General features: G+C 57.1%; 21 protein-coding genes. 7 read left to right on the top strand and 14 right to left on the bottom strand.

Annotation, left to right across the window (positions count from 1 at the left end):
* Positions 1–43: 43 nt before the first annotated feature.
* The 5 genes from AC9UEO_RS05150 to pyk form a co-directional block, all read right to left on the bottom strand.
* A complete protein-coding gene (locus tag AC9UEO_RS05150) occupies positions 44–940 on the bottom strand; it encodes a phosphoribosylaminoimidazolesuccinocarboxamide synthase (protein ID WP_509530693.1) in 897 nt (298 codons plus the stop codon).
* A 28-nt stretch (positions 941–968) separates the two neighbouring features.
* Positions 969–1,376, bottom strand: a complete 408-nt coding sequence (gene vapC, locus AC9UEO_RS05145; RefSeq protein ID WP_509530692.1) for a type II toxin-antitoxin system VapC family toxin — start codon at positions 1,374–1,376, stop codon at positions 969–971.
* Positions 1,373–1,603 (bottom strand): type II toxin-antitoxin system VapB family antitoxin, encoded by a 231-nt coding sequence (locus AC9UEO_RS05140; RefSeq protein WP_509530690.1) that lies wholly within the window; start codon positions 1,601–1,603, stop codon positions 1,373–1,375. Before AC9UEO_RS05140 ends, vapC begins: the two co-directional genes overlap by 4 nt.
* Before the next feature lie 70 nt (positions 1,604–1,673).
* Positions 1,674–2,738 carry a class II fructose-bisphosphate aldolase gene (fba, locus tag AC9UEO_RS05135; RefSeq protein ID WP_509530688.1) on the bottom strand — a complete coding sequence of 355 codons (1,065 nt, stop codon included), beginning with the start codon at positions 2,736–2,738 and terminating at the stop codon, positions 1,674–1,676.
* A gap of 64 nt (positions 2,739–2,802) precedes the next feature.
* Entirely contained in the window at positions 2,803–4,236 is a 1,434-nt protein-coding gene (gene pyk / locus AC9UEO_RS05130; RefSeq protein ID WP_509530686.1) for a pyruvate kinase, read from the bottom strand.
* A 159-nt stretch (positions 4,237–4,395) separates the two neighbouring features.
* Here pyk and AC9UEO_RS05125 point away from each other — a divergent pair, with 159 nt between their 5' ends.
* From AC9UEO_RS05125 to AC9UEO_RS05115, 3 genes are read left to right on the top strand one after another with little or no spacing between them, the layout of a single operon-like run.
* Entirely contained in the window at positions 4,396–5,058 is a 663-nt protein-coding gene (locus AC9UEO_RS05125; protein ID WP_509530684.1) for a Crp/Fnr family transcriptional regulator, read from the top strand.
* A 43-nt stretch (positions 5,059–5,101) separates the two neighbouring features.
* Positions 5,102–6,187 (top strand): fatty acid desaturase, encoded by a 1,086-nt coding sequence (locus AC9UEO_RS05120; RefSeq protein ID WP_509530682.1) that lies wholly within the window; start codon positions 5,102–5,104, stop codon positions 6,185–6,187.
* Positions 6,187–6,627, top strand: coding sequence for a hypothetical protein (locus AC9UEO_RS05115; RefSeq protein ID WP_509530680.1), 441 nt, complete (start codon positions 6,187–6,189; stop codon positions 6,625–6,627). The genes AC9UEO_RS05120 and AC9UEO_RS05115 overlap by 1 nt, the downstream gene beginning before the upstream one ends.
* Here the strand turns inward: AC9UEO_RS05115 and AC9UEO_RS05110 are convergent.
* Genes AC9UEO_RS05110 through def form a run of 5 tightly spaced genes read right to left on the bottom strand, consistent with a single transcriptional unit; the run spans position 6,624 to position 10,422 of the window.
* Positions 6,624–7,835, bottom strand: a complete 1,212-nt coding sequence (locus AC9UEO_RS05110; RefSeq protein ID WP_509530678.1) for a phosphoglycerate kinase — start codon at positions 7,833–7,835, stop codon at positions 6,624–6,626. The two genes, AC9UEO_RS05115 and AC9UEO_RS05110, sit on opposite strands and share 4 nt — an antisense overlap.
* Before the next feature lie 43 nt (positions 7,836–7,878).
* Positions 7,879–8,220, bottom strand: coding sequence for an AzlD domain-containing protein (locus AC9UEO_RS05105; RefSeq protein WP_509530676.1), 342 nt, complete (start codon positions 8,218–8,220; stop codon positions 7,879–7,881).
* Positions 8,217–8,948: an AzlC family ABC transporter permease gene (locus AC9UEO_RS05100; protein WP_509530944.1), complete on the bottom strand. Its 732-nt coding sequence runs from the start codon at positions 8,946–8,948 to the stop codon at positions 8,217–8,219. The genes AC9UEO_RS05105 and AC9UEO_RS05100 overlap by 4 nt, the downstream gene beginning before the upstream one ends.
* Before the next feature lie 10 nt (positions 8,949–8,958).
* Positions 8,959–9,909, bottom strand: a complete 951-nt coding sequence (gene fmt / locus AC9UEO_RS05095) for a methionyl-tRNA formyltransferase (RefSeq protein WP_509530674.1) — start codon at positions 9,907–9,909, stop codon at positions 8,959–8,961.
* Between the two features lie 3 nt (positions 9,910–9,912).
* A complete protein-coding gene (gene def, locus AC9UEO_RS05090; RefSeq protein ID WP_509530672.1) occupies positions 9,913–10,422 on the bottom strand; it encodes a peptide deformylase in 510 nt (169 codons plus the stop codon).
* Positions 10,423–10,547: 125 nt separating this feature from the next.
* Here def and dprA point away from each other — a divergent pair, with 125 nt between their 5' ends.
* Together dprA and AC9UEO_RS05080 are read left to right on the top strand one after the other, a co-directional pair.
* Entirely contained in the window at positions 10,548–11,750 is a 1,203-nt protein-coding gene (dprA, locus tag AC9UEO_RS05085; protein WP_509530670.1) for a DNA-processing protein DprA, read from the top strand.
* A gap of 78 nt (positions 11,751–11,828) precedes the next feature.
* On the top strand, positions 11,829–12,323 hold the full coding sequence (locus AC9UEO_RS05080) for a Smg family protein (RefSeq protein ID WP_509530668.1): 495 nt from the start codon (positions 11,829–11,831) through the stop codon (positions 12,321–12,323).
* Between the two features lie 4 nt (positions 12,324–12,327).
* Here AC9UEO_RS05080 and secF read toward each other — a convergent pair whose 3' ends face one another.
* Genes secF through yajC form a run of 3 tightly spaced genes read right to left on the bottom strand, consistent with a single transcriptional unit; the run spans position 12,328 to position 15,549 of the window.
* On the bottom strand, positions 12,328–13,287 hold the full coding sequence (gene secF, locus AC9UEO_RS05075) for a protein translocase subunit SecF (protein WP_509530666.1): 960 nt from the start codon (positions 13,285–13,287) through the stop codon (positions 12,328–12,330).
* 12 nt (positions 13,288–13,299) lie between these two features.
* Positions 13,300–15,195: a protein translocase subunit SecD gene (secD, locus tag AC9UEO_RS05070; protein WP_509530664.1), complete on the bottom strand. Its 1,896-nt coding sequence runs from the start codon at positions 15,193–15,195 to the stop codon at positions 13,300–13,302.
* A gap of 21 nt (positions 15,196–15,216) precedes the next feature.
* The gene (yajC, locus tag AC9UEO_RS05065) at positions 15,217–15,549 is read right to left on the bottom strand and encodes a preprotein translocase subunit YajC (protein ID WP_509530662.1); all 333 of its coding nucleotides are present in this window, start codon (positions 15,547–15,549) and stop codon (positions 15,217–15,219) included.
* Between the two features lie 109 nt (positions 15,550–15,658).
* Here yajC and AC9UEO_RS05060 point away from each other — a divergent pair, with 109 nt between their 5' ends.
* Positions 15,659–16,225 (top strand): PDDEXK nuclease domain-containing protein, encoded by a 567-nt coding sequence (locus tag AC9UEO_RS05060; RefSeq protein ID WP_509530660.1) that lies wholly within the window; start codon positions 15,659–15,661, stop codon positions 16,223–16,225.
* A gap of 286 nt (positions 16,226–16,511) precedes the next feature.
* On the opposite strand, the gene AC9UEO_RS05055 is transcribed toward AC9UEO_RS05060, so the two are convergent.
* Positions 16,512–19,466 carry a DNA topoisomerase III gene (locus AC9UEO_RS05055; protein WP_509530658.1) on the bottom strand — a complete coding sequence of 985 codons (2,955 nt, stop codon included), beginning with the start codon at positions 19,464–19,466 and terminating at the stop codon, positions 16,512–16,514.
* 130 nt (positions 19,467–19,596) lie between these two features.
* Here AC9UEO_RS05055 and AC9UEO_RS05050 point away from each other — a divergent pair.
* A partial coding sequence (locus tag AC9UEO_RS05050) for an SET domain-containing protein-lysine N-methyltransferase (protein ID WP_509530942.1) occupies positions 19,597–19,763 on the top strand: 167 nt, incomplete at its 3' end.

The following is a 19,763-nucleotide window of genomic DNA, read 5'->3' as shown; positions in this document are numbered from 1 at the left end:
GTGTCTCCTTGTGTAAGAGTTTACACATGAAGGCGCTGTCGGTTCAACCCCTCAACCTTGCCCACGCCTCTTGGTATTTATCTGCCGTGAGCGAAATCACCTCTGAGGGCAGCACCGGCGCTGGCGCGGTTTTGTTCCAAGGTGCGCCGTTCAGTTGCGCAGCGTCCAGCCAGTCGCGCAAATACTGTTTGTCAAAGCTCGGTGGGTTGGCGCCTTCGCGGTAGGCATCTGCCGGCCAGTAGCGCGACGAGTCGGGCGTCAGCACCTCGTCCATCAGCACCAGCGTGCCCTCGGGGCTCAAGCCAAACTCGAACTTGGTGTCGGCAATGAGGATGCCTTTGGCCGCGGCGATGTCGTAAGCCGCTTCATACAAAGCGATGCTGATGCTGCGGATGCGCTCGGCCAAGTCCGCGCCAATCATCTCTACGGTTTGCTCGAAAGAAATGTTTTCGTCGTGTTCACCCACCTCGGCCTTGGCCGCGGGCGTGAAGATGGGCTCGGGCAAGCGCGATGCGTTTTTCAAACCCACTGGCAGTGGCACGCCGCACACCGACTGGCTGTCTTGGTATTCTTTCCAACCGCTGCCGGCCAAATAGCCGCGCACCACCGCTTCGACCGGAATGGGTTTCAAGCGCCGTACCAGCATCGAGCGTTGCACCACATAGGGTTTTTCTGCGTCAGACACCACGCTCTCGGGGGCGTCACCCGTCAAATGATTGGGGCAAATATGGCCCAGCTTGTCAAACCAAAACAGCGCCATTTGCGTGAGCAGAGCGCCCTTGCCGGGGATGGGCTCGCCCATCACCACGTCAAACGCGCTGATGCGGTCGGACGCCACCATCAAGATGCGGTCGTCGCCCACGGCGTAGTTGTCGCGTACCTTGCCGCGCGCCAGCAACGGGAGTGAGCCAAGGGTGTGGGTGTGCAAAGTGGGGTTCATGGGGAAATACTTTGGGTTGTAAAAACAGTCACATCAATTGGAGTTGCGGCGCCACGCGTTGCAAGTGCACAAAGTCAGCGTCACGCGCCAACAGGGGCAGTTCGGCCTCCAAGGCACACGCGGCCACCAAGCAATCGATGGGGTTTCGCATTGTCAGTCCTTGCCAGCGGCAGCGGGCATACAGCAATCCCGCTTGGGCGTGCAGATGGCCCCAATCGTGGGGCTCATACAGCTCGACGGTTTCCAAGGCGCTTTGCAAGGCCAGGTAGTGTTGGGGCGATCGTGCGCCTTGCAGCAATTCTTGCAGCACCACGGCGGGCATCAGCACGCCGTCCTCAGACTGCAAAGCGCGACCCAGCGCTTGGTCGTGCTTGGAGCCGGTGGCGCGCAGAAACTCCACCCAGGCCGAGGTGTCGACCAACACAGGTGAACTCACGCTTTGGCAACTTTGCGCTTGGGTATTGCGGAAAAAGCCTCATTGGCGTCGTAGGTGTCGGCCAGCACACCCGTGCCGCGCAAAGCCATGATGGCGCTGTAGTCGGGCTTGCGGATATAGGCTTTGAGGGCGGCCTCGATGGCGGCTTTTTTGGTTTTCACGCCAGCACGCGCCATGACCTGGTTGACCAAGGCGTCGTCTAAAACAATGTTGGTGCGGGTTTCCATGCGCGGCTCCTAAGGTAGGAGCCCCAATTTTATACACATTTTTTGTGTATGCAACACCTTTGGTGTGTGATCAGTTCACTACCTGTGCCAACAAACCTTGGCCATATTTAGCAGCCATCATTTGCAAAGGGGTGTTTTTGATTTTTGCGCCCTGGCCTTCACAACCAAACTCGATGTAGCGCTGTTTACAAATCAGTTTGGCAGCTTCACGTGCGGGTTTGAGCCATTCGCGGGCATCAAATTTGTCGGGGTTTTCTGCCAAAAATTTGCGCACTGCTGCGGTCATCGCCAAGCGGATGTCGGTGTCGATATTGATTTTGCGCACACCAAACTGAATAGCTTTTTGAATTTCAGCGACGGGCACGCCAAAGGTTTGTTTCATCTTGCCGCCAAATTGGTTGATGGTGGCCAGCAGGTTTTGCGGCACGCTGCTGGAACCATGCATCACCAAATGCGTATTGGGAATGCGTTGGTTGATGGCCTTGATGCGCTCAATCGCCAGAATGTCGCCCGTGGGTTCGCGGGTGAATTTGTAAGCACCGTGACTGGTGCCAATGGCAATTGCCAAGGCATCCAATTGTGTTGCTTGGACAAACTGCGCTGCCTCTTCGGGGTCGGTGAGCAACTGCTCCCGCGTCATGGTGGCGTCGGTGCCGTGTCCGTCTTCTTTGTCGCCCTTCATGGTCTCCAAAGATCCCAAGCAACCCAGCTCACCCTCGACCGTGATGCCCAGTTTGTGCGCCATGTCCACCACTTCGCGGGTGACTTTCACGTTGTAGTCAAAACTGGCAATGGTTTTGCCGTCCGCTTCCAAGCTGCCGTCCATCATCACCGAACTGAAACCTAAACCAATAGCGCCTTGGCACACCGCAGGGCTTTGGCCATGGTCTTGGTGCATCACCAAAGGCACATGGGGATAAGCTTCCACCGCTGCTTGAATCAAATGTTTGATGAAGGACTCGCCTGCATATTTACGCGCTCCAGCACTGGCTTGCAAGATGACCGGCGCACCCACCTCATCGGCGGCCGACATCACGGCTTGCACCTGCTCTAAGTTGTTCACATTGAAAGCGGGGATACCGTATTGATGCTCGGCTGCGTGGTCGAGCAGTTCGCGCATAGAAACCAAGGCCATGGCTGTTCCTTATCAAGATAAAAAAGAAGAATTTTAAAAGTACCGCCCAGCAGCAGAACGGGCTTTAAGCAACGCGGCAAATTTTCAGCATATTGGTCCCACCTGGCGAGCCCATCGGTTCGCCGCATGTGATGGCGTACACGTCACCCACACCCACAATGCCTCGCTCTTTCAAGTGCGTTTCGGCTTGCACCAGCGCGGTGTCGCGGTCGGTGCTGGTGTCCAACAACAAAGCCCGCACATTACGGTAAAGGGCCATGCGCCTTTGGGTGGTGACTTTGGTGGTCAAAGCGTAGATGGGAATACGAATATGGTGCCGGCTCATCCAAAGAGGGGTGGAGCCCGACTCGGTGAGTGCCACGATGGCTTTGGCGCCGAGGTGATGGGCTGTAAAAAGCGCACCCATGGCAATGGTCTGGTCGATGAAGGCAAAGGTTTTGCCAGTGAAATCGTTGTCGAGAACGGTTACTTCAGCCTCCTCAGCGGCCAAGCAAATTTGCGCCATTTGCTGTACCGTTTCAAGCGGGTATTTGCCCACTGCCGTTTCGGCACTCAGCATGACGGCATCGGTACCGTCAAGCACCGCGTTGGCCACATCGCTCACCTCGGCACGGGTGGGCACGGGGTTGGTGATCATGCTTTCCATCATTTGGGTGGCGGTGATGGCCACCTTGTCCATTTCCCTCGCCATTTTGATCATGCGTTTTTGCAGCGCTGGCACCGCGGCGTTACCCACCTCAACGGCTAAATCGCCGCGAGCAACCATGATGCCGTCGCTGGCGGCCAAAATTTCTTCCAAATGCGGAATGGCTTCAAAGCGTTCAATCTTGGCAATCAGCCCAGGTTTATGCTTGAAAGGCTCGGCAGCTACATTGCACAACTGGCGCGCCATTTCCATGTCTGTCGCGCTTTTGGGAAAGCTCACCGCCACATAGTCGGCTTGAAAAGCCATAGCGGTTTTGATGTCTTCCATGTCCTTGGCGGTGAGCGCTGGCGCGGTCAAGCCCCCGCCTTGTTTGTTGATGCCTTTGTTGTTGGACAGTTCGCCGCCCATCTTCACCGTGGTGTGCACTTGCTCGCCCTTGACCGCGTCTACCGTGAGCACAATCAAGCCATCGTTGAGCAGCAGCAAGTCGCCTGCTTTGACATCTCGTGGCAGCTCTTTGTAGTCCAGTCCAACCCCTTGTAAGTCACCAAGCTCGGTGCGCGAGGCATCAAGCACAAACTTGGTGCCAGCCTCCAACATCACCTTGCCTTGGGCGAACTTTCCAACGCGGATCTTGGGGCCTTGCAAATCGGCCATGATGGCCACCACCCTGCCTGCACGCTGCGCTGCCTCGCGCACCAGCTTTGCGCGGTCTATGTGGTCTTGCGCTACGCCGTGGCTGAAGTTCAAGCGCACCACATTCACGCCTGCTCGGATCATGTTTTCAAGCAAAGCGGGGTCGCTGGAGGCGGGGCCGAGGGTGGCGACAATTTTTGTAGCATGTTTGGGCATAAAGATCTCGGTTGATTCGCAAAGCATTCTCCCACGCTCAGATGACAACTGTGAAGGCCTGGCTGCATGCAACTGCGCAAGCTTTGAGGCAAGTGGCGCATACAAAAATCGAAAGTCTGGCGCAAACCGCAGACTCAAGCCCAGCCCTACATTGACGCCATGAACTCTTTCTCAACACCTCCGACTGCCCTTTTGGACGCTCTGGCACCCGACTATTTGCGTACGCTGGCCCGGCAAGGGCAGGTGCGGCATTACCGAAAAAACACCTTGCTGATCCAAGAAGGGGATGTGGGATCACAGCTGTATGTGGTGCTTCATGGCAACTTACGCGAATTTGCCATGTCTCAAGACAGCAAGCCGCGCGAAATCACCTTAGCCATGGCTGGTCGCGGCGATGTGCTGGGTTTACAGGCCTTGGAGGGGGGGCAGCATTGCGCAAGCGTCATCACCTTGGGCCCTGCGGTCTGTGCCGTGGTCAGCGCCGAAAGTGTGCGGGTGCTGCTGCAGCACGATCCCCATTTGGCCATCGCTTTGCTGCAGCGGGCTTTGCAGCGTTTGCGTTTGGCCACCCAAACCACCTGTTTGGCCTTGTTTTCTGACGCCTACAGTCGCCTAAGCGCCTTGCTTCAACGCCAGCAAATACCTTTGCAAAGCATGGACCCAGCGCCAGCCCCCATGACACATGCGCAAATGGCACAGCACATTGGCTGCAGTCGGGAAATGGTCAGCCGCATCATGAAAGAGCTGGTGCAGGGGGGCTATGTGGTGCGTGAACCCGACAAGATTTACAGAGTTTGTCGGCGTTTGCCCATGCGGTGGTAGGGGTAAGTTGACGCTAAGGGTGAGTCGGTACAATTGGCACCCTATGAAGACCCATGAACAACCCATTCCTCTCAGTGAGCCCATGCCCCACCGCAAGGTAATCCGCGAGTGGCTGATTCCCTTGTCCAACCGCGTGACTGCCCGCGCCTTGCTACTGCTGCTTCTTGATTTTGCGGTTTGGGGCACATTTTTGGCCGGCACTGTGTATTTCGAGGCCTTGTGGGCCAAGTTGCTGTGTGGCGTTGCCATGGGTTTCACTATCGGGCGTTTGTTCATCATTGGTCACGATGCCTGCCACCAAAGCCTTACACCGCACCGCGGTTTGAACAAATGGGTGGGCCGAATTGCCTTTTTGCCATCGCTCACCACCTTTAGTTTGTGGGATATTGGTCACAATGTGGTGCACCACGGCTATACCAACCTTAAAGGATTCGATTTTGTTTGGGCGCCTTTGACCAGAGAAGAGTTTGCCAAACTTTCATGGATGGGTCGCTTGCTTGACCGCGCTTATCGCAGCGGCTGGGCCCCAGGTCTTTACTACATGATCGAAATTTGGTGGAAAAAAATGGTTTTCCCCACCACCAAAGAAATGCCTACCCGTCGCCCTATATTCGTCAAGGACAGCTTGCTCATCAGCGCCTTCGCCTTGGTTTGGGTGGCTGGCTTGGTAGCGGCGGCCATCGCAACCCAGCAGTCTGTGGCGCTCATTTTGTTGTGCAGCGTGGTCGTGCCGTTTTTGTTCTGGTGCGCCATGATCGGCTTTGTGGTTTATGTGCACCACACCCATGTCAAAGTTTCTTGGCACGATGACCGCAGTGCATGGGCCAAGGCACAGCCTTTTGTGTCCACCACCGTGCACTTGACCTTCCCCTTGAAAATTGGCGCTTTGATGCACCACATCATGGAGCACACCGCCCACCATGTGGACATGAGCATCCCGCTCTACCACCTCAAGCAAGCCCAAGCCAAGTTGGAAACTTTGCTGCCAGGACGCATCATCGTGCAGCCTTTCTCATGGCGTTGGTATTTCCAAACCGCCCGTGATTGCAAGCTCTATGACTTCACCCGCCAATGCTGGACTGACTACAAAGGGCGCGCCACCAGCCAGCCTTTGATGATCCCTGCCTGATGTTTTTCGCAAGGCGTTTTGCATGGTTGTGCGCAGGTTTGCTCAGCCTTTACGTGCCAATTTGGGCGCAAGAGACCCCTACCCGCTCGGTGGTTACCGTGTGCGCCGAGGTGGCCAACAGCTATGCCGAGCAAACCGAGGTCTACAGCGACGCTATCAAACTGCTGATGTACGAGAGCCGCAACAACCCAGCGGAGCAAGCCGAGCGTTTGGAAAAGCTCAAACCTCGCCACGAGGCCTTCAAGCAAACCGCGTTGACCCAAGAGCAAGAGCGACGCCAAAGCCGCTCTTTCAGCGCACAAGATGCAACGTCAGACACCCAAATCAAAACATGGGTGATTGAGAATTTGTTGGACTTTGCCACCGAAAAATTCGGTCAAGACAAATTGTTTTTTAAGTTTTATATTGTTAACCGCTGCAAAAAGCAGTTCGCCCCTTAAGCCGCGCGCTTCATCAAAATCTCAAACGCGGGCAAGGTTTTGCCTTCCAGCACTTCCAAGAAAGCGCCGCCACCGGTAGAGATGTAGCCAATCTTGGACTCAATGCCGTACTTGGCAATGGCGGCCAAGGTGTCGCCGCCACCGGCGATGCTGAAGGCGGCAGATTCTGCAATGGCGTGCGCCACCACCTTGGTGCCGTTCTCGAACGCGTCAAACTCGAACACGCCCATGGGGCCGTTCCACACAATCGTACCCGCCGCTTTGAGTTGCGTGGCCAAGCGTTGTGCGGTCTCGGGGCCGATGTCCAAAATCAAGTCGTCATCGGCCACTTCGTGGGCTTGTTTCACCGTGGCGGGCGCATTCGCGCCAAAGCTTTTGGCGCAGACCACATCGGTGGGAATGGGCACCGCGATGCGGGCGTCGCCTAATTTTTCGCCCCGTGCTTTCATGGCCGCGATCACCGCCTTGGCCTCGCCCACCAAATCGGGTTCAGCCAAAGATTTGCCAATCTTCAAACCCGCCGCCAACATGAAGGTGTTGGCAATACCGCCACCCACGATCAGTTGGTCGACGTTGTTGGCCAGCGCTTGCAAAATGGTCAGCTTGGTGCTGACCTTGCTGCCCGCCACGATGGCGGCGAGTGGCCGCTTGGGGTTGGCCAAAGCTTGGGTGATCGCGTCGATTTCGGCGGACAACAAAGGCCCCGCACAGGCGATGGGCGCGAACTGCGCGATGCCGTAGGTGGTGCCCTCTGCGCGATGCGCGGTGCCAAACGCGTCATTGACATAGATGTCGCACAGGGCGGCCATTTGGCGCGCCAATTCTTCGCTGTTCTTCTTCTCGCCTTTGTTGACGCGGCAGTTCTCCAGCATCACCACTTGGCCGGCGGCCACTTGCACGCCGCCCACCCAGTTGGCCACCACCGGCACCTCACGGCCCAGCAGTTCGCCCAAGCGCTTGGCCACAGGTGCCAAAGAGTCTTCGGGCTTGAACTCGCCCTCGGTGGGGCGGCCCAAATGCGAGGTGACCATCACCGCCGCACCTGCGGCCAGCGCCATCTGGATGCAAGGGACAGACGCGCGGATGCGGGTGTCTTCGCTGATGTGGCCGTGGTCGTCAAAAGGGACGTTGAGGTCGGCACGGATAAAGACGCGTTGCCCTTGGGCTTTTCCTTGGGCGCACAGGTCGGCGAAGCGGATGATGTTCATGGGCTTGTCTCTTTGGTGTGTTATGTGGGCGGTATTTTAGGACTTACCACCCCAACCCAATGTGCAGCGGCAAAAACACTGCCATACCCACCACAATGGTGCCCAGCACCGCTTGGCCTTGACCTCGACGGTAAGCGTAATAAGCCACGCCAGCTGCCGCACCCATGAGCCGCGCATCCAGCCATGTGCTGATCAACAACCCTTGACTGACCAACACTTCGGGTACCACCACCGCCGCCAGCGCAGCAATGGGGGCATATTGCAAGCCGCGTTGCGCCCATGCAGGAAAAGGCAACTCGCGGTTCAAGATAAAGAAAAAGCAGCGCGTGAGCACCGTCATGGCGGCCAAGCCCAGCAAGGTGAGAAGTTCAAACACATCGATCATGTGTTCGCCTTATCCATGCCAGCGGTTTTTTCAATCAATAAACACATCGCCACCGCTGCAGCGATGGCCACCAAGATGTTCAAGCGCAAGGGCAGTGCATAAGCAGCAACAGCCGCCGCGCCAGAGATGACCAAGGAAACGGTGCGCATGCGCGATCTCGCCAGCGAGCAAAGGATGCCCACCAAGGCCAACACGCCGGCAAAGCCTAAACCCCATGCAAGCGGCACTTGGCTGGCCAGCAAAATGCCCAAGATGCTGGCGACTTGCCAGCCCATCCACGTCAAAAAACAGTTGCCGCACAGGTAGGCCATTTCAGCGCGTTGGCCTTGCGCATCGGTAGCGGGTTGGGGGTGGTTTTGCACAAACTGCACATAGTTCAAATCTGCAATCAGGTAACCAATGGTGAGGCGTTGCCAGCGCGGCCAAGCCATCATGTAGCCGCGCAAATGCAAGCTAAATACGGCAAAACGCAGGTTGACGCAAAACGCAGTGGCCAAGAGCACCCACACCGGCGTACCAACAGCCATCAAGGGTGTCACCGCCAACTGTGCACTGCCGCCATACACCAGCAAGGTCATCCATGTAGACATCGCAGGCCCCAAGCCGGCTTGCACCATGGACACGCCCGTCATCAAACCCCAAGCCCAAATGCCTGGCGCTACTTTGAATGCGTCAGCCATGCCTGTGCGAAAGGCGGGGTGGCGAAAATTGGCGGGGTCTAAAAACATGGTGAACGCATCAGCGACCGAGCACCACGCCTTGCCAATAGGGTTGACCACGCAACACCTCGGCAAAAACCAGTCGCTTGCCACCAGGCTTTTGCAGCTGCGTCACCCGCAGCACGCCCTTGCCGCAGACTACATCCAAGCCATGCTCGTTGGCTTGCAGCACCGAGCCAGATGCTTGGCCACTGGCCAGATCCAGCGCATAGGCAGACCATATCTTTAAAGATTGCCCTTGGCACAAGGTGTGCGCCCCAGGGAAAGGGTCGAAAGCACGGATGCGGCGAGACAAGACCGTGGCTGGCAGCGACCAGTCGATCAACGCTTCTTGCTTGTCGATCTTGGCGGCGTAAGTCATGCCCTCATGAGGTTGGGCAACAGCGCTTAACTTAGGCAGTTGCGCCAAGGTTTGCAAAATTCCATGTGCGCCTAAGGCAGCGAGCTTGTCGTGCAAGCTGGCGCTGGTCTCATCCGTTGACAAGGACAAGGCTTGGCGCCACAGCACGGGGCCAGTGTCCAAGCCTTCTTCCATGCGCATGATGCACACGCCGCTTTCGCTGTCACCCGCTTCAATGGCGCGCTGTATGGGCGCAGCCCCGCGCCATCGCGGCAAGAGTGAGGCGTGGATATTCAAGCAACCCATGGGCACGCTTTGCAATGCCCATGTTGGCAAGATCAAACCGTAAGCCACCACCACCATGGCCTCGGCTTGGGCCTGAGCGATGGCCGCTTGGGCGGCGGCGGCTTCGTCGGGATATTTGCCATCCAAGCGCAAGCTGGTGGGTTGGGCCAAGGCCAAGCCGTGTTGCTGCGCATATTGTTTGACGGCGCAGGCTTGCAGTTGCATGCCGCGTCCGGCTGGGCGGTCGGGCTGGGTCAGCACCAAAGCGATGTCGTGTCCGCCAGCATGCAAAGCGGCCAACGCCGTTTGGGCAAAAACCGGCGTGCCGGCAAAGACCAAGCGCATGGCTTAGCGCTCGAGTTCGCGTTGTGCTTTGACCAGCTTGCCGCGTATGCGGGTGCGTTTGAGCAATGACAGGTATTCGACAAACACCTTGCCCATGAGGTGGTCCATCTCGTGCTGAATGCACACCGCCATCAAACCATCGGCTTCATAGATTTGCATTTCGCCTTGGGCGTCCAAGGCTTGAATCCTGACTTGTGCCGCACGTTCAACATTGTCGAAAACGCCAGGCACCGACAAGCAGCCCTCTTCGCCCTTGATGCGCTCATCGCTTTTCCATAGCAACTCGGGGTTGATCATCACCAAGGGCTGGTTGTGCTCTTCGGAGACATCCATCACGACCACACGCTCGTGCACATCCACTTGCGTAGCAGCCAGTCCCACGCCTTTGGATTCGTACATGGTCTCGATCATGTCAGCCGCCAAGGTGCGGATGCGCTCGTCCACCACGGCGACCGGTTTGGCCACGGTGTGCAAGCGGGGGTCAGGGTAGGAAAGAATGGTGAGTATTGCCATGGGGCTGTATTGTCGCTTTTTTAGACCAAGGGGTGAAGTGCGACTGAGGAATAAGCGCACAGCGCCTCCACCTAACGACAGAAGGCGGTTTTTATGCTGATGACTTTCACAGGGGAGCCATCGCCATGTCTTCGTCTCATCTCGTACCACCTGCCATTGACACCCAAGCGCACACACCTCAAAACCTGACCACCAGCGACTGGGCGTTGGCTTTGCGCTTGCTGCTCACACCAGGCCTGGGCTCTCAAAGCGCACGCCGGTTGTGGCGGGAATGCGGCTCCTTGGCCGCCATATGGGCACAGTCCTTTGAGGCTTTGGCACAAGCGCTGGGTGTGTCGCTTGCCACGGCCATGCAGACCGAGCCCCCTGAATGGCAGTCGCATTGCCAGCGCACCAGCGCTTGGCTGGCTTCAGCGGAACTAGGCATAGCGCATGCGGTGTGGACGTGGGACAACAATGCATACCCAACTGGGCTCTTGGCTTTGCACGATGCGCCGCTGCTGGTGTTTGCCCGCGGCCAATTGCACCGGCCCTTGGGGCCTGCATTGGCGGTGGTGGGCAGTCGTAATCCCACACACCAAGGGCGAGAGAATGCCAGAGCCTTTGCCTACAACCTTTGCGTTGGTGGGCACGCTGTGGTGTCAGGCATGGCCATGGGCATAGATGCCGCAGCACACCAAGGCGCTTTGCAAGCCGACGGGGGCAAACACTGTCCCACTGTCGCAGTGGTGGGCACAGGTTTAGATCAAGTCTACCCACGTCAACACCTTGGCTTGGCGCAAGACATAGCGGCGTGTGGATGGGTTTTGAGCGAGCAACCCATAGGCACCAAGCCTTTGCCGCACCATTTCCCATTGCGCAACCGATTGATCGCCGGTTTAAGCCAAGGGGTGTTGGTGGTGGAAGCGGCGATGCAATCGGGCTCGCTCATCACTGCGCAACTTGCGCTAGACCAAGGCAAAGAGGTGTTTGCCATTCCTGGCTCCATCCACTCGGCTTTGTCGCGCGGCTGCCATGCCTTGTTGCGTCAAGGTGCCAAATTGGTTGAGAGTATTCAAGACATCCATGAAGAGTTGCCAGCGCAAGACAGCCCAAGCGTCAACTCCTTGAAGCCTGCGATACCAGCCATCTTGCAAGATGAAAACGCACAAGCGGTGTGGCAGGCTTTAGGCGACGAAGCGCAGTGTTTGGATGTGCTGGTCTTGCGCAGTAACCTGCCTGTGGCACAGGTACTTGCAGTGTTGCAGTTGATGCAAGACCAAGGCTGTGTGGCCATCACAAACGCCGGAAGCTACCAACGCTTACACCTTAGCAGCCCGCCAAGATAAGGACTGAAGTTGCTATACAAATAAGCAGCCGAAAACCCTCTCGGGAGGGTCATCAAAAACAAGGTATATTCTGAACATATGTTCGATGTTCTTGTCTATGTTTACGAACACTACTGGCGCGGCGAGGCCTGTCCTGAGTTACCTCTCTTAGGACGCAAACTCAGTGCCGCCGGCTTTGACGCCGACGAAATCGAGCAAGCCCTGTCTTGGCTTGCGGGTTTACACACCGCTGCCAACAATGCCGAAACCATTCAAATCAATGCACCCAAAGCCGCTTGGGAAACTGCGTATGTGCAGTCACCCATCAGCATGCGTGTTTATTCCATGGCCGAGCAGCAGCAGCTGGGGGCAGCAGGCCTGGGCTTTATCACCTTCATGGAAGGTGCTGGTGTGTTGCCGCCTCAGGTGCGCGAGATTGTGGTGGACCGCGCAATGGCTGTGACAACCCACCCCATTAGCTTAGACGACTTGAAAATCATCGTCTTGATGGTTTACTGGAGTGCTGGCATCGAACCCGACGCTTTGGTGCTAGATGAGTTGTGCGACGACCAAGAATCGCGAATCGCGCACTAGCGCGTCAAACCACCGCACCCGCGTTAGGGTCGTTAGGGTCTTCGTCTGGCCCATCTTTTTTCACCGCTTTGATCAAGTCTTCACGGCGTATGCCCAGCCACATGGCAATCGCAGCGGCCACAAACACCGAAGAATAAATGCCAAACAAAATGCCAATGGTCAGCGCCAAGGCAAAGTAGTGCAATGTGGCGCCGCCAAACAGCAGCATGGACAAGACCATGAGTTGTGTGGAGCCATGGGTGATGATGGTGCGGCTGATGGTGGAGGTGATGGCGTTGTCGATGATTTCGAGCGTGTTCATCTTGCGGTAGCGGCGAAAGTTTTCGCGTACCCGGTCAAAAATCACCACCGACTCGTTCACTGAATAGCCTAAGACAGCCAGCACCGCAGCCAGAACCGGCAGAGAAAACTCCCACTGAAAGTAAGCGAAAAAGCCCAAAATGATGATGACATCGTGCAAGTTGGCGATGATGCCAGCCACCGCGTATTTCCATTCAAAGCGAATGGCCAAGTAAATCATGATGCCAATGACCACACAGGCCAAGGCTTTGAGGCCGTCGATGGCCAGCTCGTCACCCACTTGCGGGCCGACAAACTCGGTTCGGCGCAACTCGGCGCTGGCGTCCATCTCCTTGAGGCTGCCAAACACTTTGTTGCTCAGCTCAGCGGAGTTGGCGCCTTTGGCGGCAGGCATGCGGATCAGCACATCCCGTGCTGAACCAAAATTTTGCACTTGCACATCGTTGATGCCCAAGGCCGCAATGCGCTCGCGCATGGGGTCTATGGCCACAGGCTGCGCAAAACTCACCTCCATCAAGGTGCCGCCGGTGAACTCCACCGACAAATGTAGGCCACGGCTGAAGAGGAAAAACACCGCCGCCAAAAAGGTGATGAAGGACACCGCGTTAAACACCAAAGCATGGCGCATGAACGGGATGTCTTTGCGGATTTTGAAAAATTCCATGTCAGACTTTCTTTATTCGGCTTTGGCTTTGGCGATCACGTCTTGGGTGGCCGCATCAGGCTTCCACACGGTGCCAATCGAGACAGTTTGCAAACGCTTTTGGCGGCCATACCAAAGGTTGACCAAACCGCGTGAGAAAAACACCGCCGAGAACATGCTGGTGAGAATGCCTAAGCAATGCACCACAGCAAACCCACGCACCGGCCCCGAGCCAAACGCCAACAACGCCAAACCAGCGATCAAGGTGGTGACGTTGGAGTCCAAGATGGTGGACCAAGCGCGGTCGTAACCGGTGTGAATGGCGGTTTGCGGAGCCGCCCCGTTGCGCAACTCTTCACGCACACGTTCGTTGATCAGCACGTTGGCATCAATCGCCATGCCCAGCACCAGCGCCATGGCCGCCATGCCTGGCAAGGTGAGCGTGGCTTGCAACATGGATAAAACGGCTACCAACAGCAACAAATTCACTGCCAACGCCACGCTGGAGATCACGCCAAACAAGGCGTAGTAAATGCACATGAAGGCGGTCACCGCGACAAACCCCCAAGTCACGCTGTCAAAGCCTTTAGCGATGTTTTCTGCACCAAGGCTTGGACCAATGGTGCGCTCTTCGATGATTTCCATGGGTGCGGCCAGCGAGCCTGCCCGCAACAACAGTGCTGTGTCAGCGGCTTCCACGGTGGTCATGCGCCCTGATATTTGTACCCGACCACCACCAATTTCACTGCGAATGACAGGCGAGGTGACGACTTCGCCCTTGCCCTTTTCAAACAGCAAAATCGCCATGCGCTTGCCCACGTTTTCGCGCGTGACTTCTTTGAAGATGCGAGCGCCTTTGGCGTCCAAAGTCAGGTGCACAGCGGCTTCTTGGGTTTGGTTGTCAAAGCCGGGTTGGGCGTCAGTCAGGTTTTCGCCCGTCAGCACCACCAACTTTTTCACAATGACGGCTTGGCCGCTGCGGTCCAGGTATTTTTCCGCACCAAAGGGCACGGGGCCGCTGCCTACCTCGGCCAGTCGAGCCTCGCTGCCTTCTTCGACCATGCGAATTTCAAGTGTGGCTGTGCGCCCCAAAATGTCTTTGGCCTTGGCTGTGTCTTGCACGCCTGGCAGCTGCACCACGATGCGGTCCAAGCCTTGTTGCTGAATGACAGGTTCTGCCACACCCAACTCGTTGATACGGTTGTGCAAGGTGGTGATGTTTTGCTTGAGGGCTTGATCTTGCACTTTGCGCGCCGCTTCGGGCTTCAAATTGGCGCTGAGTTTGATTTCATCGCCTTGCGGGCTGAGGGTAGACACCAAATCGGGGAACTGGTCGCGCATGAGGGACTGCGCCGCATCGGCTGTGGCTTGTTCGCGAAACCCCATCAGAATTGTTGCTTTTTCGCGCGATATGCCGTTGTGCCGCAGGTTTTTTTCGCGCAAAGCGCTGCGCAAATCACCACTTAAGGAATCCAGCTTTTTGGTCAAAGCCGCTTGCATGTCCACTTGCAGCATAAAGTGCACGCCACCGCGCAAGTCCAGACCCAAGTACATGGGTGCTGCGTGCAGAGCGGAGAGCCAACTTGGGGTGCGCGGAATCAAGTTCAGCGCCACCACATAAGCGGGGTTGGCCGCATCAGGGTTGAGCGCCTGCTGGACAGCATCTTTGGCTTGCAGTTGCTGTTCGGTGGTTTCGAACCGCGCTTTGAGCGAGTTGTTTTCAAGGCTCATCAAGGCAGGTGTGAGAGAAGCGGCTTTGAGCGCTTCTTCTACCTTAGCCAAGGTGGCTGTGTCTACTTTGGCACTGGCGCGAGCAGGAGACACCTGCACGGCAGGGGCTTCGCCAAAGAAGTTGGGCAAGGTGTACAAACCACCCACGCAAAAAGCGACAAGGATGACCAAGTATTTCCAAAGGGCATAACGGTTCATGGCGCAGGCGTCAGGGTTAAATTATTTGATGCTGCCTTTTGGCAGTACTTGCACCACCGCTGAGCGCTGCAGTTGCAGGGTCACGCCGTTGCCCACTTCTAAGCTAATTTGGTTGTCGCCAAGTTGGGCGATCTTGCCCAGCATGCCGCCAGATGTCACCACTTCGTCGCCTTTGGCCAAAGCGTCGAGCATGGCTTTGAGTTCTTTTTGGCGTTTCATTTGTGGGCGGATCATGACGAAATACAGCACCACAAACATCAAAACCAAAGGCAGCATGCTCATGAGAGATGAGCCGAGGTCGCCCCCGGAGGTGGCAGCAGGCGCGGATTGGGCGAAGGCAGATGAAATGAACACAGTAAATTCTCCAGATTCGGGCAACCGGCGATTGTATGCGGTTGGGTTTTAACCCTTGGTTGCAAGTGAATGTCATGGCGAGCCCTGAGGCCTAAGCAATCTAGCCGCCATGGTGCAGACCTATTGGCACATCGGCCGCATGATTGTGGAAGACGAGCAAGGCTGGAGCGTGCGGGCGCTGGATCGGCAAATCTCCACCCTTTATTTCGAGCGTTTACTCAGCTCGCAAGACAAAGTCAAAGCGCAACTGCAAGACGAGGCGGCGCACAACATGGCTAAAGACGCAGCCCCCGACCCGCGCGACTTCATCCGCGACCCCTATGTGTTGGAGTTTTTAGGCGCACCCGCCGTGCCAGCCTTGAACGAAAAGAACCTGGAGCAAGGCCTGCTGGACCAGTTGCAAACCTTTTTGTTGGAGTTGGGCAAAGGCTTTGCCTTTGTCGCACGGCAAAAGCATTTGCGCGTGTTTGACGAGCAACACCGCAACGAGGGCGACAACCCGACGCTTGGGCTGATTCTTTGCTCAGAGCGCAACGCGGCCGTCGCCAAGTACTCGTTGCTGGCGGACAAAGCCCAACTGTTTGCCAGCAAATACCAAGCGGTCATGCCCACCGAGGCAGAGTTGCAAGCGGAGTTGGAGAGGGACAGGGCTTTGTTGGAAATCAGAAAGGAATAAATGCGTGACCCGAATTTCAATCTAGCAACTGGCCCTGAAAGTGGACGAGTAGCTGCTTTGATCAGTGGAGGAAACATACGTCTGAAATTCTCATAGCTGGGGGCTGTCGAGAGGCCTCAGGCGAAGCATCGGCTACATCAACCTCACAAACGACGCATGAGGCAGGTCGGCCGCAGCCGACGTTGTGCAAGCATGGAGGCGAGGCCGAGCCTGCTCAGGCGCCGTTGAGGGGGATTGCTTCAGGGCTCAAGCCCCTCGCAATGACAACAGCTTGCAATGACGCGCTTTAACTCAGGTGCACCCCAATCAACCCCGCCAACTCAAACATCCCCACTGAATCTTTGCCAAACACGGTTTTCAGTTTCGCGTCGCATTGGATGGTGCGTTTGTCTTTGGGGTCTTGCAAGCCGTTGGCTTTGATGTAGTCCCATAGCTTTTTCATCACCTCGGTGCGGGCCACGGCCTCGGGGCCAATCACTGCGGATAAGGCGGCGCTTGGGGCTTTGCCCGCAGCAGCTTTGCGCGGGGCTTTGGGCTTGGCGTCTTTGGCGGTCTTAGCTGCAGCTTTCTTCGCCGCAGAGGTCTTTTTGCCAGGCATGGTTTTGCCCGCGGCTTTGACCAAGGCGCGGGTGGTGGGTGCGCCGCCTTTTTTCGGGTACTTGCTGGGCTCAAACGCAAAGCTCACTTTGCCGGCCTCAGCGTCGTAGGTCAGATAGGCTTTGAAAGCCCTGCGGGTGCGCATGGAAACAAACTTTTCCAGCAAATCGGTTTTGCCCTCGGCGAGCAGCTTTTTGATCTGGTCGTGCTCGATCACCTGTTGCAAGATGACGCGCCCGCTTTTGAAGTCGCAGCTGGGCGTGGGCTGGGCGTTGGTGGGCACGGACTTGCTGCACACATAGTTAGAGCCATGCTCATGCACCGCAGAGCCGCACTTGGGGCAAGCGCCCAGGTTCTCGGCCTCGCCAAACTCGACAATCTCGCCGCTCTCGGCGTTTTTGTCGTCGCCGAAGTCAAACTCCAGCTTCCAGTTTTTTTCTTCCTCGTTGAAGACCAAAGCAATTTCAGCGGTAAAAGGCCAACCCGCTTTGGAGCGGAAACCTTCCAAGGGGCCGATTTTTTTGTCGTGCAAAAACTGCTCCACCTCGGTGGGCTCAAAGGTGCGGCCTGCCGGTGTTTTGCCAAACGAGAAACCGCAGCCTGGGCCTTCAATTTCCCCGTCGGCGTTGGTTTTGGCCACCGCACCGGCTTTACCGACGCAGGTGTAGCGGCGGTAGTTTTCTTTCACCACGCCGCCACAGGTGGGGCAGGGGGTGGTGAGGGTGGCGTAGTCGCCGGGGATGGTGTCGCGGTCGTATTCCTTGGCCTTCTTCACCATGCGACCGGTCATCTCGGCGATGTCTTTCATGAAGTCTTCGCGGGACAACTGGCCTTTTTCCATTTGCGAGAGCTTGAACTCCCAGTCACCCGTCAGGTCGGCGCGTGAGAGTTCTTCGACCCCCAAGCCACGCAAGAGCGTCATCAGCTGAAACGCTTTGGCGGTGGGAATCAGCTCACGCCCTTCGCGCAGCATGTACTTTTCGTTCAGCAAACCTTCAATGATGGATGAGCGGGTGGCAGGTGTGCCCAAGCCCTTTTCTTGCATGGCTTCGCGCAGTTCGTCGTCTTCCACGGTTTTGCCCGCACCTTCCATCGCACCCAACAAGGTTGCCTCGGTGTAGCGTGCGGGTGGGCGGGTTTTCAAGCCCTTGGGGTCGGCCTCATTCACCTTGGGCTTTTCGCCCGCTGCGAGCTTGACCAAAATCTTGCCGGACTCTTTGTCTTCTTCCTCGTCTACTTCTTTGCCGTAAATGGCTTGCCAGCCCGGCTCGACCAACACGCGGCCAGTGGTTTTGAAGTGGTGGGTTTTACCGGCAGCGGCGACTTGGCTGATGCGGGTGGTGTCCATGAACTGCGCGGCGGGGTAGAACACGGCGATGAAGCGTCGCACCACAAAGTCGTAGAGCTTTTGCTCGGCATCCGACAAACCGCTGGGCGCTTCTAAAGTGGGGATGATGGCAAAGTGGTCGCTGACACGGGCGTTGTCAAACACCTTTTTGCTGGGCTTGATGTAGCCCTGCGCGATGGCGGTTTTGGCAAACGGTGCCAAGTGGCCCATGCCGCTGCTCGCCAGCATTTGCATGGTGTCTTTGACGGTGGGCAGGTAGTCCTCGGGCAGGTGGCGCGAATCGGTACGCGGGTAGGTCAGTGCCTTGTGGCGCTCGTACAGGCTTTGCGCGAGCGACAGTGTGGTTTTGGCCGAGAAGCCAAAGCGGCCATTGGCCTCGCGCTGCAAGGTGGTCAGGTCAAACAGGCCTGGGCTGCCTTTGCTGCTGGGCTTGCTTTCTTCGGTGACGGTGGCGGTTTGGTGGCGCACCGCATCGGCAATGGCTTGCGCTTCGCTTAACGCCCATACGCGGTCTTCTTTGATCTCTTTGTCGTCGGCGTTGGCTTTGTGGGTGGGGTTGAACCATTTGCCCGCATAAGCCCCAGCGGCGGCGGCAAAGCTGGCGTGGATTTCCCAGTAGTCGCGGCTGATGAACTTTCTGATCAGTTCTTCGCGCTCGACCACCACCGACAGGGTGGGCGTTTGCACCCGACCCACGGTGGTCAAGAAAAACCCACCATCGCGCGAATTGAAAGCCGTGAAGGCGCGGGTGCCATTGATGCCCACCAGCCAATCGGCCTCGGAGCGGCTGCGGGCCGCGTCGGCCAAGCCTTGCATTTGTTGGCTGGTGCGCAAGCTGCCAAAGCCGTCACGAATGGCTTGCGGCGTCATGGACTGCAGCCACAGGCGCTGAACCGGCTTGTCCAAGGGCTTTTTGCCGCCAGCGTATTGCTCGATCAAACGGAAGATGAGTTCGCCCTCGCGCCCCGCGTCACAGGCGTTGATGATGGCGGAAACATCTTTGCGCTTGGCTTGCTTGACCACCGCGGCCAGTCGCGACTTGGTTTTGTCGACCGGCTTCAAGTCGAAGTAAGGCGGGATGACCGGCAGATGCGCAAAGCTCCACTTGCCGCGCTTGACGTCAAACTCTTCGGGCGCTTGGATTTCCACCAAATGGCCCACCGCGCTGGTGACCACAAAGGTGTCGTTCTCGAAATGATCGTCGTGCTTTTCAAACTTGCCCGCGCTGGGCGTCAAGGCGCGAACGATGTCTTGTGCCACAGAGGGCTTCTCGGCGATGACCAGTGTTTTGCTCATGAAAAATTACTTCCTTGTGTTGCCTTGTGCCTGGGGCTTTGCGGGTCATGGCATGACCCTACAATGCGCCTCTCGCACGCGCACGCGCGCGCACGCATGTGCATGTATATAAATTAACAGAGTTTTGACCTTGTCCAAAAACCCCTCCCTTTTGCCCCCATCGGGTCGTCGCATTCAAACCCGTCGCTCGGGCGTGCATGGCAAGGGCGTGTTCGCTGTGCAGCCCATCGCCCAAGGCGAGAAGGTGATCGAATATGTGGGCGAGGTCATCACCTGGAAAGAGGCCGATCGGCGCCA

It is taken from the genome of Limnohabitans sp. (genome assembly GCF_040401495.1).
Classification (GTDB): Bacteria; Pseudomonadota; Gammaproteobacteria; order Burkholderiales; family Burkholderiaceae_C; genus Limnohabitans.
The sequence above is the reverse complement of the archived record's forward strand: the minus strand, read 5'-3'. Positions and strand labels throughout refer to the sequence as shown.